Raw genomic sequence first — 14,838 nt, 5'->3', positions numbered from 1 at the left:
CGTTAAATCACTCTGGTTGTCAAAACGTGCTCATTGAGAGAAACATCTAACACATCACCAGATTGCAATGGCCCTACGCCTTCAGGCGTTCCCGTCAAGATAATATCGCCCGGACGTAAGGTAAAAAAACGCGACATGTAGCTAATCAACGGGATGATAGGCGTTCGCATGTCACTCGTATTGCCGTTTTGGCGCAATTCGCCATTTACGGTCAAAGAAAGTTCGGCATTTTGTGGATCACCAAAAGCATTGACAGGAATAAACCCCGATATCGGACATGACCTATCGAATGCCTTACTTTTTTCCCACGGTTGCCCCGATTGTTTAAATTCACGCTGCAAATCACGTAATGTCAAATCCAGCGCAACTGCAAAGCCTGCGATCGCCTGACTGACTCGCTCTTCATTGGCATTTTTAAGTGACGAACCAACCAAAACAGCTAATTCTATTTCATGGTGTACAGCACCTAATTCCTGTGGGATGAAAACAGGCTGACGCAGATCACACAGTGCTGTTTCAGGTTTGATGAATATTACTGGCTCTTCAGTGGATTGGGAGCCCATCTCTTTCATATGTTTGTCGTAATTACTGCCGACACAAACAACCTTATTAGCAGGAAAATCTAACAATACACCCTGCCAATCCTGATGCTGGTACATAACATTGTTCCTTTATCTTGTTTTCAGGATCTGATTTTCAGCGAGTGAGAAAATGAGTACGTTGCATAATACCGTCCGCCATCATACCAACACTGAGAGCAAAATAGTAAGAACGATTCCAATGCATGATAGTGCGGAAATTTTGTGTCACCCAAAATGCCCGTTGGGCCGAATCATCAGGGATGACTATCCAACCTTTGGTATTTGCAGGCAACTTAGCAAAATGTGGAGATGAAATCCCCAATGCCTGCCATTGGGCAATGGTTTTCCCCTGTTCGGGCTTAATGCCTTCTAAGGCGATATCAAAGCCTGTAGGTAACGAAATGGCATACCCCCAAGGTAAGCCTTGCTTCCATCCTTCCTTATATAAATAATTGGCAGTCGAGGCAAAGATATCTGCTTTATTGTGCCAAATATCAATTTGGCCATCACTATCGCCATCAGCACCATACGTTAAGTAAGAGGTTGGCATAAATTGATTTTGCCCCATTGCTCCCGCCCAGGAGCCTTTTAACGTCTGATCTTCATCAATATATTGATTTTCAATTATTTCTAACGCTGCCAGTAACTGTTTTATAAAAAACACTTCTCGGCGCCCCTCAAAGGCCAGCGTGGATAAAGCCGAAATGACATCTTCTTTTCCCTGAAATTTGCCAAAACCGCTTTCTAATCCCCACAAAGCAACAATATAGGCTTTGGGTACACCGTATTTGCGGCTGATCCTTTCTAACTGGGGCTTATTATCTTCATATGCCTTAACACCCTGTTCAATCTTCCAGGCTGGCAAGACGCGGTTCAGGTAATCATCCAGAGTCACTTTTTTTTCTGGCTGGTTACGATCCGCTTTAATGACGCGCGGAATAAAACGGATATTGGCAAATGCCCGATTCAATGTTTTTTCACTGATCCCCTGCTCTTTGGCTTGCTGTTTCAGCAAAGCCACATAGGCGGGAAACTGTGATGGCTCACGGGTATTCAACGGAAAATCCTGCTCCAATGCTCTGGCTTCAGCTTGGGAGCGTGAAGTTAACACGGATGGATGGTACAATTGTTTATCACTTAATGTACTACACCCTGTCAGCAAAGTTGCTGTCAATAAAGTTAGCCCAGTGATTAATTTCATAAATCGGCTCCTCCTCAATTCAGAATCAGGCAGTTGCAAGCGATTTTTATTGTGTAAATGGCTTGTTTGATACCAGATGCCCATTGAGTAAACTTTCCACTGGCGGTGGTACTTGCAGGTAAAAACCTTGCTCACTCAACGCGGTTTTTACTTTTTCAATATCAGCATTAGCCAGTTTTTTTCTTTCAGATAATGAGATCATCATTGAATATTCAGGTTCACCAAATGCTTTTAACAGATCTTCAGGAACGCGCGAAAAATCACCTCTTCTTTCAATATACAGATATGTCTGGTCACGTTTTGGGCTTCTGTAGATTACACAAATCATTGTTATAAACTCTTTTAAATTAACTCTGTGGCTTGCTTGAATAATTCACTAACTATAACATGCTTATTATATTTAAGAATATCGTCTCCCAGAGGCTATTTTAGGAAAATGTTTGTTAAACTACCTTGGGAAACTTAACCTTACTGAGTCAGAATATCGATGTCACAGTCGCCAATTGAGCTAAAAGGCAGTAATTTTACGCTTTCGGTCGTTCATTTATATGATGACCAGCCGGAAGTTATTCATAAAGCTATGCAGGAAAAAATGGATCAAGCGCCCAAATTCCTGAAAAATGCGCCCGTTGTTATCAATATATCAGCTCTCTCTGTTGATGCAGATCTCCTCGCACTCCACCGAGCTATCGAGTCAGTTGGATTGCGCATTGTAGGCATCAGTGGTTGTCAAAACGAAGAACAACGAGAAGTTGTTCTAAAATCTGAATTTCCTTTATTGAAAGAAGGTAAAAGTCAGAAAGTTCTTACTCAAGAAAATAAACCGGCTGAACCTATTTTCAAAAAAACTCGTATAATTAATACACCTGTTCGTTCAGGACAAAGAATTTATGCACCAAACAGTGATCTTATTGTGACAAATAATGTGAGCGCTGGTGCAGAATTAATCGCTGATGGAAATATTCATATATATGGTGTGCTGCGTGGACGAGTATTGGCAGGCGCATCTGGTGATCAAGAAAGCCAGATTTTCTGCACCCATTTAAACGCTGAGCTTACTTCTATTGCAGGTCAATATTGGCTCAGCGAGAAAATTCCAGAAAATTTTGTTGGCAAAGCCGCAAAATTACGTCTGGTAAACAATGAATTAACTATTGAAACTTTAGTCTAGCCCTTATAACAAGGAATCGCTTCATGGCACGCATTATTGTTGTTACATCTGGTAAAGGTGGCGTTGGCAAAACCACTTCAAGCGCGGCCATTGCTACCGGCCTCGCCCAAAGAGGAAAAAAAACCGTCGTTATTGATTTTGATATCGGTTTACGTAACCTCGATCTCATTATGGGCTGTGAACGTCGTGTAGTTTTTGACTTCGTGAACGTCATTCAAGGTGACGCCAGCTTGAATCAGGCAATTATCAAAGATAAACGCACAGATAATCTCTATATTCTGCCCGCTTCCCAAACCCGTGATAAGGAAGCCCTCACCCGAGATGGTGTTGAGAAGATTCTGAATGAATTGGATCAACAGGGATTTGAGTTCATTATCTGTGATTCACCTGCTGGTATTGAAAGCGGTGCATTGATGGCGCTCTACTTTGCCGATGAAGCAATTATTACAACAAACCCAGAAGTTTCTTCTGTTCGTGACTCTGATCGTATTTTAGGTATCCTGGCATCCAAATCGCGCCGTGCAGAACAAGGTGACGAACCTATCAAAGAACACCTTCTGCTGACGCGCTATAATCCAGGGCGTGTGAACCGCGGCGATATGCTGAGTATGGAAGATGTACTGGAAATTCTGTGTATTCCTTTGCTTGGTGTTATCCCTGAAGATCAATCTGTTCTCCGTTCATCCAACCAAGGGGAACCCGTCATTTTGGACAAAGACTCTGACGCGGGTAAAGCATACGAAGATACTGTTTTACGTTTACTCGGTGAAGAACGGCCTTTCCGTTTCATCGAAGAAGAAAAAAAGGGCTTTTTAAAACGCCTGTTTGGGGGGTAACACATGGCTTTGTTAGATTTCTTCCTGTCGAGAAAAAAACCGACAGCCAATATCGCCAAGGAGCGGCTACAAATCATCGTGGCAGAGCGGCGTCGTGGTGACTCTGAGCCGGCCTATTTGCCCGACATGAAACGGGATATTCTGGCTGTAATTTGTAAGTATGTACAAATCGATCCAGATATGCTTTCTGTGCAGTTTGAGCAAAAAAATGATGATATCTCTGTACTGGAACTGAATGTAACATTACCTGAGGTTGAGGAATCGCCAAAATAGCAGTACCAAACGACGCTATTTAATTTAAAGTGGTGATTTTTGTAAAACAATTTGTTATTTAAATAATAGCTCAGGAAGTAAAGACAATTTTCCCTGCCTATATATCAGGCAGGGAATTAAATTTACATATTAAGTACTACATGTCATAAATAAAACCATGATGGTGATTAAAGCAACGCTATTCCTGCGAATAATTTGCCAATATTTCAGCGATAGGTTCAGCCAGCAACTTGCCTCGCCAGCCCCTGATTAACTCAGGTTGATATTCCGGCGCTTTCAATTTCCAATGCCAACAAAGTAATTGATTAATTTGACGGCGAGAAGCCAGCAGTTCGGCACTGAAATGATGGGATTTCCCCACCTGAGTGATCAAAGATTTAATTTCTTTGAACGCTTTACGATAACCTGGGTAATCAACCAAATTCACAATTTGAGCCGGACACTCTTCTGCTGGAATATTCCTGCTCTCCGCAACCATCGCCAACAACCGACGGCCATGACAACGAATTTCTTGTCCACTCAATCCCAAAGCGTCCAATTCAGCCAAAGAAGTTGGCATATAACGGGCAACCTGCCATAAATTTTCTTCGCGGATCACGAAATTAACCGCCAGATCGCGCTCACGAGCCTGATTTAAGCGCCATGCCGCCATTTTTTTCAAACAGGCCAATTGCCTTGGGCGCAATTGCCATGCGTTACCAATATCCTTATAAGCGTATTCCGGCATCAATACTTCTTTACGGCGTTGTGCTATCAAGTTACTTTCATCTCTTGCTGCATCCAAATATCCCACCTGCCCTGTTTTTTCCATCAAGATATCGGCTAGCGGTAATAAATAGTAGACATCTGCCGCAGCATATTGACATTGTTTTTCGCTCAACGGTCGAGCCAACCAATCAGTACGGGATTCACTCTTATCCAATTCGATATGCAAATACTCAGCAACCAATGTCGCAAAGCCACATGACATAGGATGACCAATAAATGCAGCCAATACCTGAGTATCAATCATGGGTTCTGGTAAGCACTGGAAACTATTACTAAAAACCTCTAAATCTTCACTGCCAGCATGAATAAATTTTAATACGTTCGGATCTGTCAATAGCTCCCTAAAGGGCTGCCATTGCGAAATTTCGAGGGGATCAATCAGAGAAAGCTGTTCACCGTCAAACAGTTGTATCAAACCTAATTGGGGATAATACGTCCGTGTACGCACAAATTCGGTATCTAGTGCAATTCTTGTATGTTGTTTTGCCTGCTCACAGGTTGACTGCAATTGGGCATCGGTAGTAATCAACTGATAATTACAATTTGATAATAAAATATTCTTTAAATACATTATGTTACATAACCATAAATTCTAATAAAATATAACGATGTACACAGTTATGTACACACAATAAAAAATCTCAAACGTCCTTTACTCGAATAACTGTTTCTATAGTATTAGACATACTTTTCACTTGCCACAACTTTGAGAAATTCACTCCACCTTTATCACTATAGGGCAAAAATCCGCCCTTTAACCTACGGGATAATCCCGCATCTAAAATCTGTGTTATGCAGGAATTAGAGGCGGGAAGTCCCACCTTTATCATGTTGAATTGTATTACCCATTTGATAAATTCTATTAATTCCTCATCTGTCATTTTATGTCATCCTGCCAACAAAACATGCAACCTATCAAATATTAATCAAGTAGCGCTCTCCAATATTGATGAACCAATTTTATTGATGTTCACAGGCGGAGAAGTATCCCACCGCCTTCATGTTACTTAGCAATTGTATTGTTGATGAAATGAGGGAATAAATATGCAAGATAAAAAACCTGATGTATCGACACAGCAATCATGGGAAGACTTTGGTTACACCGCTTTACCTGTTGGTGTTCCTGTTCCTTGGCCGTCAGAAATTCCACCGGATGGCTGGCTTAAATGTAATGGTGAAGCATTTGATACAGTAAAATATCCAAAACTTGCCCTTGCTTACCCATCTGGTGTACTACCCGATTTAAGAGGAGAATTTATTCGAGGCTGGGATGATGAGCGAGGAGTGGATACGCCTAGACAGGTTTTATCGCGGCAAGAAGGTTCTTATTTGGTGCAGAAAATCTATGATCCACCTAATAATGTCGTTAATTTTTCACTTAATGATCGTAAGGATTTAAATTGGGATATTCCGACCGAAGAGATTCACTTGAATGGCAGGGCAGTAGAAGGAGAAAGAGCAGGAACTTGGACTACCAATAAAAAATACGTAGGTATAACCCGCCCCCGCAATATAGCTTTCAATTACATAGTAAGGGCAGCTTAGTAATCATAAGCCCTCATCCACGAGGGCTTCTTCATATCATCAAGGCTCTGAATTCACCTCCCCCTGCCTCACATTCCACACCGAATCTGCCGGCATCTGAACACGGATATCTAAGCGGGTGCCTTCGGGGATGTCAGAAAGGGGCGCACTGCCCCTGATTGTTATTCTGGCGCTTTAGGCCAGTCAATGTTGGGTGCTGTCGAACAATCTATACGGTTCAATAACACCATATATGGACGCCCCGGTTGTGCAAGCACTAAATTGATACGGTTTGCGACCATATATCCGGCGTCATTATGGACTCATTTGTCCGCGCCATGATGTCATCCGCACCCTGTTTCCTTATCACTACACCGGTATCTCACTACCTTGGTCAAGAGCAGGCTCTAACAGGGGCGGGAGCCATTTTCTCATCAGTGTTTGCAAACTCGATAATGCGTCTATTTTTTGTTACTCAATTAATTGATAGTAAAAGCTTTTTGCATATTAAAATCCACGTCATCCCGCAGAACACGCCAAATAATCCGGGTCAGTTTGTTGGCTAAAGCCACCGTGGCTTTCATGAACCCGCACCGGTCAATTAGTTTTCTCAGCCACTCTCCCAGATAATCATCCCGTTTTTGAACACAACGCATCACGGCACGGGCACCGTGAATGATTAACGTTCGGAGAAGTTGTCGGCCATTGGCAAATTGGGATGCACTGACCTCACTCACGAAGGCGGCCGCGATAAGAGGACCAACGCCGGGAATAGTGAGCAGATGCTCATAACCCGGTTGCTGACGGGAAAGTGCCGCTATTCCGTTATCCATGTCATGAATGCCGGTGTTCAAATGCTGCATCTCTTCCCATAAGGTCTGCAATAAACGACGCAGTATAAAAGACAGGTTAGTGCTGTCATCTTCCAGAATATCAGGGAGAGGCTGTTGAAGTTTTTGAATGCCGGCAGGCACAATCAGTCCCGATTCAGCGAGAAAAGCCCGCATTTGGTTAGCAAGTGCGGTACGCTGTTCCACCATGAGTTGCCGGACACTACGCAGTGCCTTGATATCTTGCTGTTCCACGGTCTTGACGGGAACAAAATGAAGACCGGGACGACAGGCTGTTTCACCAATAGCCAGCGCATCATTGGCATCGTTTTTTTGATGATGACTGAAAGCCTTGACGTGCTGAGTAGGGACAAGCCTGACGGTATATCCCATCGCCTGAAGCGTTCGACCCCAATAGTGAGATGTTGCACAAGCTTCCATCGCAATGACAGTGCCAGGCGGAAAAGAGCGCACAGTATTAAGCAATTTTTGCCGTGAGATTTTTCGGTTCAAGGTAACAGAACCATCGTCCATCCAGACACAGACTTGAAAAACATTTTTAGCAAGGTCGATACCAACCACTTTGATCGTATTCATGAGATGTTCTCCCGAAATCCAGTACATCGGAAAAAAGATGGCACTGTTTGCTGCTGCAAAAGGGGACGTCCATCACATCACTACAGACCGTTTTACCACTCTCCATAGGGGTATTTTTTCCCTTTGATAAAGTTTTTAATACGTTCAGAATATTCACCATAACCATCAGGATGATTTGTTTTATCCCGGCAAATAGTTATGTTATCACCGGAAACTGATTCACCCGTGGCCACTAAGATATTATCGCCATTGTTTTTATCGATACCCCGCAACCAAGCACGTGCAGTTCCAGCAGGAGCCAGACCAATAAAAATTCGCTCTCGATAGTCTGGTGGTTGTTTCTCATAACCAGGATAGAAAGCAGGCTCTCGCATCAGTTTTCTTACATCTGGCGAGAATTTAAATAGTGTCTGATAAGATTTTTTATCAATTACTGAATCCCAGCAAATTATTAATGACTGAGGTAAGGCTTCACCATGGTTTTTAATAACATCAGATACTCCTCCAATCCGTTTATCCCAAGTATTTACACTGGAATAATTTGAATTAGCACCATCATTCATAAATTTTTGTACAATATAATTGTCTTCATCCAAAAACTGAACGAAACTAATACTAGCAGGGAAATATTCTGGAGTGCTGATTTGAAACTCCCACCGTTTATAAGGTAACGGTTCACTGTTGCGTACAATGGGTTTATAGGTCACTACCCGCTTTCCGGATGGGTATGACTGACAGGCCGCTAATCCGAATATCATGCCCAAGCTAAGTAACAAAGCTAATTTTTTTTGTTTCTCATTATGAAATATCCTTGCCATTATTATCAAAAATAGTTCTACGCCAATTACTATTAGGACGATTCGCATAAGCAATTTCCGCCGGGAAAATATCCCCTTGCATGTTATTATCTTTTGTTTTCGTATTGTTCCAATTTGCTGAAAAATGAGTATATTTAGACCCTATCAGAGTCAGTTCTTCCTGAGTAAAAGGCTCTGGTTTCTGCCCCTGTCTGATAGCCAGCCCCTGGGCAATAGCTTTTTTTGTTATCGCCTGAAGCTCGGCTGGAATTTGATAATTTTTATCTTTATCGTCTGGCTGATTAAAAACCAGTCCTGCTTCTTGGGCGGCATCCTGCATGACCAACATACCCACTTTAGACCAATCATTCTGGATGGTACGAGTAAGTACTGCTGTTGCTATCACCTTGGTTGAACCCGATCGTTTAGCATATTCTGAACTTTCATCACGCCATGTGATGAGTTTAACATTTTCATCTGTGACTAATGAGCCAATGGTCGGGGATTTCTTTAACTGCTCCAGCTCTTTTTGCGTGTTTTTATAAACATAAAGATTACTATCTGGAGGCACTCCAATTCCTGATACTTCCATCATCTTCGGCCGAGTGATACATAAATTTTCATCACTCACAGGATCATATCCGCCGCCAACATCAGCATGTGCGCCGGGTAGTTCAAGTTCAGGCCAGTGAGGTTTTACACTGTTTAAGGAAAAATTATAACGGCATTCATTCTGCGCTGTAATATGGAAAACACTTTTTGCAATATCAGGAGATAAAAATATATTAGCAGGTCCCGTCACAGAAGAATTATGGGGATTGAGCAGATTGTTCATTTCAGCAATTGCTGTAACCGTATCATAGATACCGAGAAAGCGGGTCTTACCGGTAGGATAACGTGAGTTCTCCAGATAACGATACTTAGCAAAGCACCCATTAAATACCGTTAACAAATCTTTATCTTGTTTCAAAACACGGTTAGCGAAATGACGGGCTGATGCGGCTCCCCGACTAAAACCAATAATATCGAACTGAATTGATCTGATATTATCCTTTGTTTCTTTCAAAAATTCCGTAAGTGCACTTTTTATTTTCTCTATACCAATATCCGTTTTAGTGACAACACCGGTATCTCCTCTGCCTGTCCCATACCCAATAACACTATCGGATTCACCTGACTTAGTGCCAATCCCGTCAATATATACTTTAATAGTATGATTTAATTCACTAATTTCATTATTACTATACCAATCTAACTTCAAGATGCAGGTTTTAAAATCTGAAAATTGTCAGTCAGTCGAGTCGTCAATTCTTTCGCTTTTTCTGGCAACGTGACATGAAAAAAGTGACGAAGGGTTTCACGAAACGTTTTCGTATCCGGATAATAAACATTATTACGCACTTGCTCATTCATATAATTCCACAATCGCTCTATCGGATTGAGATTTGGGCTATAAGGCGGGAGGTAATGCAATTCAATATTCAGGACATACACCATCTCTTTCACCAACTCTGCTCTGTGGTAACCCGCACCATCCAGAATAATATGGATTTTTTGCGAAAGCGGGTAAGTTTCCCGGAGCGACCCGAAAAAATACGCGATGTTTTCAGCATTGATACTCGGATACTCACGGATCACCGTGTCTTCAATGCGTTGAAAACTGAGGGCACCCAGAATATTGAGACGAGTACGACTGCCGGTGGTTTCGACGACTTTTTGAAACCTTGGCGGTGAAGCCATTTCGTCATGCCGGCCACGCTGAAAGAAACCTGCCAACGTGCCCGGACATAGGCCATAATTTGGGCGGTAGTATGCATCAAATTCGCCGTCAAATAATTAATCAGAGCGGCGGTTTGTTCGGCAGAGAGATGGCTTTCAGAGCCACCATTTTCCGGAATGAGCTTTTCCTGTGCGATGAAATCTTTGAGGTGACGGCTTACCGTACTCTCATGAATACGTAAGGCCTGTGCAATCATCTGAGCTGTCCAGCCCTCTGACGCCAAAAGCACGGCCTTGATGCGATCACAGACTCGACTGTCTCGAGTGGTATCATGCATCAATTCAAGGGCAGGGTGCGGGCATACTTTTTTAGCATTTCTTGAATGAAGGCAAATGACATGATCTAATGAGATTTATTTTCCTTCTCATTGCTGACCTATGACTCTGATTGAACACTTATCCGTTGTGAAAGAAACCCGCTCTGATATTAATCGCCAATACGATTTGGTTGATATTATTTTCCTCGTTGTCAGTGCCATTATGGCGGGAGCTGAAGGTTGGCAAGACATTGAGACTTATGGCCAAGCCAAAATTAAGTGGTTAAAAGAATATCGGACTTTTTCTCATGGAATACCCTGTCGACATACCATTGCAAGAATACTGCGGGCTATCGAGTTGGATTCTTTACTGGAAGCGTTACTGAATTGGGTTAATGAACAACGTGAGTTGGGCGGTAAATCCGTCATCGCCTTTGATGGCAAAGTCCTGAGACGGGCCTACCGGAATGAAAAGAAAAATGCTATCCAGCTGGTCACGGCGTATGACACCGAACAAGGATTAGTGTTGAGCCAGAAAGCCACCGCTACAAAAAACGGGGAAATCCATGTTGTTCGTCAAATGCTGGATATCCTTAATCTGAAGGGCAGTATTGTGACACTGGATGCCCGGCATTGTCAGCGTGAAACACGGGAAAAAATCAGTGAAAAGAAAGCGCATGTCGTTGTTCAGGTGAAGAAAAATCAGCCTAAGTTATGGGCTGCTGTCCAGTCACAATTTCAATCGGTGTTTGATGCAGGTAAAGAACAGATTGTCACTGAAGTTAAGCAAGAAGCGCATGGACATAGGGAAGAGCGCTATGTGTTCCAGCTCAAACCTCAATTTACGCCTGAAATGGCAGAAAAATGGCCAACCATTCGCAGTATCATTGCGGTTGAACGGCATCGGTCAGAAAACGGCAAAGGCACAGTAGATACGTCCTACTATATCAGTTCACTGCCTCCCCGGCACAAGTTATTAGGACACGACATTCGCCAGCATTGGCGGATTGAGAATAGCCTGCATGATATCCTTGATGTGGTTTTTAAAGAGGATTATTCAGGCATTGTTCTGGATGGAGCCATTGAAAATTTAGCGTTATTCCGGCGCATCGTATTGAATATGGTAAAACAATGTGACTGTGGTGCTCCCAGCCAAAGAAATAAACTCAAAAAAGCAGGCTGGAGTGATGATTATCGTGCACAAGTGTTCTTTGGATAGATGTCAATCAAAGTATGCTCGCGCCCTGATTCAAGGGCGCGTTTTTGTTCTGGTGTCAGATGAATTTTCATGGTTGTAAGCATGATCGGGTTGGGATAAGAAATCAAGCATCTTCAATGACGATTGATATATCTCTCAAGAGCGTATTTCAATAATTCAGATAGACATCGTTATGATGTATTATTTCATCAAATGCCCCTATTGAAGCTATTAGCTTAGGCGTTCCGAATTTAATCTGACAGGCACTAAATCAAAGTGGGCGACTGCCAGATTAAATCTGAATGACTACATCTTAGTCTATTTGCTGTTTCTTGATTCAAGAATACGCATTAATTTATCAAACTCTGGTGTTACATCACCATTGTAAATTATTGTTCCATCAGGATAAGTCATTGATGTTTCCCTATCCTTATTTTTCCCTCCCTGCCAATAAGTCAAAAAGTTTTTTTCATATAAGACATTAAGATAAATTTTTCTACCATTATTCATTTTATATGTCATAACATCATATTTTCCTATCAAATAAAATGATTTACTATGATCCCCAAAAAACCTTTCTCTTAGTAAAGGAAATAAAATAATTTCTTCATTTAAATTACCTGTTTTTTTTATATATCCACCATCGAACTCTTGTGGTGCATTACCATCAATAACAAATGTCGTTTTAAATCCAAAATTATCGTCAATAAGAGGAGCAATTGTTGACGTATCTTTCAGCTTCACTTCGAAAGTGATATTACTCAGTTTCCAATCACACTTCCCTCCTCCCTCCTTAGGGACACTGACCTCAACTTGATTTGCCAGACCAATTGATAGTGGATAAGTAGCATGATGAAAACCCGGAATAGAATACGATTTCATATTCGCGGTTAGCTGTTTTTTGCGGCAAATTTCAGAACGATACATGGCTGAAATGGGTAAGGCATCTAACTCATCCTGAATCGTTGCCATAAAATGAACATTCTCTCCATTAATCGGGGGAGAGAATGATCCGCTTTGCGCACATCCTTGTATGAAAAACACAGCAAGTAGGGAGGATAATACGCTTTTATTGCATAGAGATTTCATGGGTGTTTTCCTTGTATCGCTCAAGAGCGCGTTTCAATAATTCATCTTGGTTAACATCTTGTTCAAAAACATCGTGCAGTTTATTTTCGAGTGCCATAAAAGTAGTGTTACGTTTTGCACTCAGTGGAGAGGCATCTTGATGATGTATTAATTCATCAAATTTCTCTTTTGAAGCTATTAGCTTAGGCGTTTTCGTTGGCTCTAAGAAACTGAGCAATTGATTATTTATAATGGCTTGATATTTACTGCCCATAAAGTGGTCTGTTGCCGTCGTCATAATCGTATCTAAATCAGGATTATTCCATTGTGGAAATATTTCATCGATAACAGACTTATCTCCCTTTAATGAGTCCACATATTCCTGTTGTTCATTCTCTAGCCCTTTATCTAATGAATTAGCTATGTTCGGAACTAAATAAAACTTATAGATGCCATTCATACGCCATCTTTTTTTGCCCGTAAAACCGATTCCATTCTTACTTGGAATTCTTTCTTCACCGATTTGTCTCGCCTGAAAGAAGCTCACGGTATTTCCTTGGTGATAATATACCTCACCAATCTCGGGGAGAGATTTTTGTATTGGAATGGTTGGTAATGTTGCCAAAGTCCAGCTAAAGCCAAAAATGGTTCCTAGTGGCCCATAAACTTCAAATAACCAGTTATCCATATTGGTATCAAATGGCACACTCGTTACGGTATCGGCATCATTAACATGACGAAAATGGTTCAGTGACGTTAAGGCTTTAACGCCACTTCCAGTGAGGACTCGTGGCATTCCATACGTATAAAGGAGCGGGTTATGATCTCTTAGCTCTGTGGCATGTAATAAAGCGAGTGCCCCCCCTAAACTATGCCCACAGATATATAACTTTTTAATCCCAGAGTATGATTTATCTTTCATACTTTTAATTCTATTTATAAAATATTTCTCCATGCACTGATACGCTTCTAAAAAGCCCTTATGAACCTTGGCTTTTCCACCGGGAAGAATATTCTCTGGGCATGGAATAGGGCGATAAGTCCCATCCGTCAGCGCATCTCTCGAGCTTGCCGTCCCTCTCCATGCCGCAATAATTTGCGTTTCATTTTCAACAAAAAACATTTGAGTATCATGCTCAAACGTTTCAGTCGTTTTCACTTGTTTAACATCCAGGAATATTGCCGGTCGATAACGTTCTTTAAAGGGTACATCGTTTACAATCGCGGGATAAACGGAATGATCATTGATAACAGGGGATTTTGATAAGTCAAAGCATTGCTGGTAGAAAAAAGAAGTGATCGTATCGGGAGTATTAATAAATTTCCTCATATTAATATCAGGAGAATCTGGGTTAACCATCACTTCATCCTTATATACCAACAGTGACATGAGTCCTAGGTTATACGCATTCACTATATCGTAGTTTGGTGTATGTTTTAGGATTAAAGACCATGCTCTAAACGGACAGACCTCAATCACATGACGTTGATTAAAATTCTCACCGTAAAACTCTAATCCTTTAAATTCATCTTCTTTCGGAAAATGGTAGTAAGGTAGCCCAAACTTATCTTGTTCCCACTTTGCAATATTAGGGGCTTTGTCACACAACTCACCAATGACAGCATAACGATAAAAATAACCTTTGGATTCGGCATCTGGCTTTACTATTGAATCAGGCTCACCACGCAATGTTCGCAATGGTCGTGCCTCCATCTCATCTGCAAGTTTTTGCCCACTGAGAAATAAACGTAAAGGAGAAGCAAGCAATTTTTCTTCTCGGATCATTCCGTTTCCATCCGTCATTCCCTTACGCTCAACTTTACTATTTTTTAAAATATAGGGCATATTGGAAATGGGTTTATTGTGTTCATCAACAAGCTGAATTTCTATTTTGTTCTTTAACCCCGGGCAATTAGGACAATAAACCGAATTAGCATTACTCATAAATAGGTGCTCC

The 14,838-nt window shown here is 41.6% G+C and carries 16 protein-coding genes and 1 pseudogene; 5 read left to right on the top strand and 12 right to left on the bottom strand.

Features of this window, described 5'->3' with window-relative positions; genetic code table 11:
- Nucleotides 1-2: 2 nt before the first annotated feature.
- Genes ACE1SE_RS08880 through ACE1SE_RS08870 form a run of 3 tightly spaced genes read right to left on the bottom strand, consistent with a single transcriptional unit; the run spans nt 3 to nt 2,110 of the window.
- Nucleotides 3-659: a fumarylacetoacetate hydrolase family protein gene (locus tag ACE1SE_RS08880; RefSeq protein ID WP_374053512.1), complete on the bottom strand. Its 657-nt coding sequence runs from the start codon at nt 657-659 to the stop codon at nt 3-5.
- Between the two features lie 37 nt (nt 660-696).
- The gene (locus ACE1SE_RS08875; protein WP_374053511.1) at nt 697-1,782 is read right to left on the bottom strand and encodes a lytic murein transglycosylase; all 1,086 of its coding nucleotides are present in this window, start codon (nt 1,780-1,782) and stop codon (nt 697-699) included.
- A gap of 46 nt (nt 1,783-1,828) precedes the next feature.
- Nucleotides 1,829-2,110 (bottom strand): YcgL domain-containing protein, encoded by a 282-nt coding sequence (locus ACE1SE_RS08870; protein WP_374053510.1) that lies wholly within the window; start codon nt 2,108-2,110, stop codon nt 1,829-1,831.
- Nucleotides 2,111-2,269: 159 nt separating this feature from the next.
- On the opposite strand from ACE1SE_RS08870, the gene minC reads away from it, so the two are divergent.
- From minC to minE, 3 genes are read left to right on the top strand one after another with little or no spacing between them, the layout of a single operon-like run.
- Nucleotides 2,270-2,953, top strand: coding sequence for a septum site-determining protein MinC (minC, locus tag ACE1SE_RS08865; RefSeq protein WP_374053509.1), 684 nt, complete (start codon nt 2,270-2,272; stop codon nt 2,951-2,953).
- Nucleotides 2,954-2,976: 23 nt separating this feature from the next.
- The gene (gene minD / locus ACE1SE_RS08860) at nt 2,977-3,789 is read left to right on the top strand and encodes a septum site-determining protein MinD (RefSeq protein ID WP_189758435.1); all 813 of its coding nucleotides are present in this window, start codon (nt 2,977-2,979) and stop codon (nt 3,787-3,789) included.
- 3 nt (nt 3,790-3,792) lie between these two features.
- On the top strand, nt 3,793-4,062 hold the full coding sequence (gene minE, locus ACE1SE_RS08855; RefSeq protein ID WP_047770052.1) for a cell division topological specificity factor MinE: 270 nt from the start codon (nt 3,793-3,795) through the stop codon (nt 4,060-4,062).
- A gap of 178 nt (nt 4,063-4,240) precedes the next feature.
- Here the strand turns inward: minE and rnd are convergent, their stop codons facing one another.
- Complete coding sequence (rnd, locus tag ACE1SE_RS08850) at nt 4,241-5,401, bottom strand: ribonuclease D (protein ID WP_374053508.1); 1,161 nt, start codon at nt 5,399-5,401, stop codon at nt 4,241-4,243.
- Between the two features lie 70 nt (nt 5,402-5,471).
- On the bottom strand, nt 5,472-5,711 hold the full coding sequence (locus ACE1SE_RS08845) for a hypothetical protein (RefSeq protein WP_374053507.1): 240 nt from the start codon (nt 5,709-5,711) through the stop codon (nt 5,472-5,474).
- Nucleotides 5,712-5,874: 163 nt separating this feature from the next.
- On the opposite strand from ACE1SE_RS08845, the gene ACE1SE_RS08840 reads away from it, so the two are divergent.
- Nucleotides 5,875-6,375: a phage tail protein gene (locus ACE1SE_RS08840; RefSeq protein WP_374053506.1), complete on the top strand. Its 501-nt coding sequence runs from the start codon at nt 5,875-5,877 to the stop codon at nt 6,373-6,375.
- Nucleotides 6,376-6,536: 161 nt separating this feature from the next.
- Here ACE1SE_RS08840 and ACE1SE_RS08835 read toward each other — a convergent pair whose 3' ends face one another.
- The 5 genes and pseudogenes from ACE1SE_RS08835 to ACE1SE_RS08815 all read right to left on the bottom strand — a co-directional run bounded on the left by ACE1SE_RS08835 (nt 6,537) and on the right by ACE1SE_RS08815 (nt 10,635).
- Entirely contained in the window at nt 6,537-6,605 is a 69-nt protein-coding gene (locus ACE1SE_RS08835) for a tail fiber assembly protein (RefSeq protein ID WP_374053626.1), read from the bottom strand.
- Between the two features lie 228 nt (nt 6,606-6,833).
- Nucleotides 6,834-7,781 (bottom strand): IS110 family RNA-guided transposase, encoded by a 948-nt coding sequence (locus ACE1SE_RS08830; protein WP_374053505.1) that lies wholly within the window; start codon nt 7,779-7,781, stop codon nt 6,834-6,836.
- A gap of 92 nt (nt 7,782-7,873) precedes the next feature.
- On the bottom strand, nt 7,874-8,488 hold the full coding sequence (locus tag ACE1SE_RS08825; RefSeq protein ID WP_374053504.1) for a DUF2931 family protein: 615 nt from the start codon (nt 8,486-8,488) through the stop codon (nt 7,874-7,876).
- A 91-nt stretch (nt 8,489-8,579) separates the two neighbouring features.
- Nucleotides 8,580-9,839, bottom strand: coding sequence for a phospholipase effector Tle1 domain-containing protein (locus tag ACE1SE_RS08820; protein ID WP_374053503.1), 1,260 nt, complete (start codon nt 9,837-9,839; stop codon nt 8,580-8,582).
- Nucleotides 9,836-10,635, bottom strand: a pseudogene (locus tag ACE1SE_RS08815) (IS630 family transposase). Before ACE1SE_RS08815 ends, ACE1SE_RS08820 begins: the two are co-directional and overlap by 4 nt.
- 100 nt (nt 10,636-10,735) lie before the next feature.
- On the opposite strand from ACE1SE_RS08815, the gene ACE1SE_RS08810 reads away from it, so the two are divergent.
- Entirely contained in the window at nt 10,736-11,833 is a 1,098-nt protein-coding gene (locus ACE1SE_RS08810) for an ISAs1 family transposase (protein ID WP_374053502.1), read from the top strand.
- A 297-nt stretch (nt 11,834-12,130) separates the two neighbouring features.
- On the opposite strand, the gene ACE1SE_RS08805 is transcribed toward ACE1SE_RS08810, so the two are convergent.
- Together ACE1SE_RS08805 and ACE1SE_RS08800 are read right to left on the bottom strand one after the other, a co-directional pair.
- Nucleotides 12,131-12,901, bottom strand: a complete 771-nt coding sequence (locus ACE1SE_RS08805; protein ID WP_374053501.1) for a hypothetical protein — start codon at nt 12,899-12,901, stop codon at nt 12,131-12,133.
- Nucleotides 12,882-14,825: a Tle2 family T6SS lipase effector gene (locus ACE1SE_RS08800; protein ID WP_374053500.1), complete on the bottom strand. Its 1,944-nt coding sequence runs from the start codon at nt 14,823-14,825 to the stop codon at nt 12,882-12,884. The genes ACE1SE_RS08805 and ACE1SE_RS08800 overlap by 20 nt, the downstream gene beginning before the upstream one ends.
- Nucleotides 14,826-14,838 lie beyond the last annotated feature (13 nt).

Origin of the sequence: Xenorhabdus taiwanensis (assembly GCF_036512875.1) — a bacterium.
In the GTDB taxonomy this organism is placed as follows: Bacteria; Pseudomonadota; Gammaproteobacteria; order Enterobacterales; family Enterobacteriaceae; genus Xenorhabdus; species Xenorhabdus taiwanensis.
The sequence above is the reverse complement of the archived record's forward strand: the minus strand, read 5'-3'. Positions and strand labels throughout refer to the sequence as shown.

Bases quoted from the DNA above. Each gene is read 5' to 3' on its own strand.
- ACE1SE_RS08880 (WP_374053512.1), bottom strand. From the start codon at position 659: ATGTACCAGCATCAGGATTGGCAGGGTGTATTGTTAGATTTTCCTGCT.
- ACE1SE_RS08875 (WP_374053511.1), bottom strand. From the start codon at position 1,782: ATGAAATTAATCACTGGGCTAACTTTATTGACAGCAACTTTGCTGACA.
- ACE1SE_RS08870 (WP_374053510.1), bottom strand. From the start codon at position 2,110: ATGATTTGTGTAATCTACAGAAGCCCAAAACGTGACCAGACATATCTG.
- minC (WP_374053509.1), top strand. From the start codon at position 2,270: ATGTCACAGTCGCCAATTGAGCTAAAAGGCAGTAATTTTACGCTTTCG.
- minD (WP_189758435.1), top strand. From the start codon at position 2,977: ATGGCACGCATTATTGTTGTTACATCTGGTAAAGGTGGCGTTGGCAAA.
- minE (WP_047770052.1), top strand. From the start codon at position 3,793: ATGGCTTTGTTAGATTTCTTCCTGTCGAGAAAAAAACCGACAGCCAAT.
- rnd (WP_374053508.1), bottom strand. From the start codon at position 5,401: ATGTATTTAAAGAATATTTTATTATCAAATTGTAATTATCAGTTGATT.
- ACE1SE_RS08845 (WP_374053507.1), bottom strand. From the start codon at position 5,711: ATGACAGATGAGGAATTAATAGAATTTATCAAATGGGTAATACAATTC.
- ACE1SE_RS08840 (WP_374053506.1), top strand. From the start codon at position 5,875: ATGCAAGATAAAAAACCTGATGTATCGACACAGCAATCATGGGAAGAC.
- ACE1SE_RS08830 (WP_374053505.1), bottom strand. From the start codon at position 7,781: ATGAATACGATCAAAGTGGTTGGTATCGACCTTGCTAAAAATGTTTTT.
- ACE1SE_RS08810 (WP_374053502.1), top strand. From the start codon at position 10,736: ATGACTCTGATTGAACACTTATCCGTTGTGAAAGAAACCCGCTCTGAT.
- ACE1SE_RS08805 (WP_374053501.1), bottom strand. From the start codon at position 12,901: ATGAAATCTCTATGCAATAAAAGCGTATTATCCTCCCTACTTGCTGTG.
- ACE1SE_RS08800 (WP_374053500.1), bottom strand. From the start codon at position 14,825: ATGAGTAATGCTAATTCGGTTTATTGTCCTAATTGCCCGGGGTTAAAG.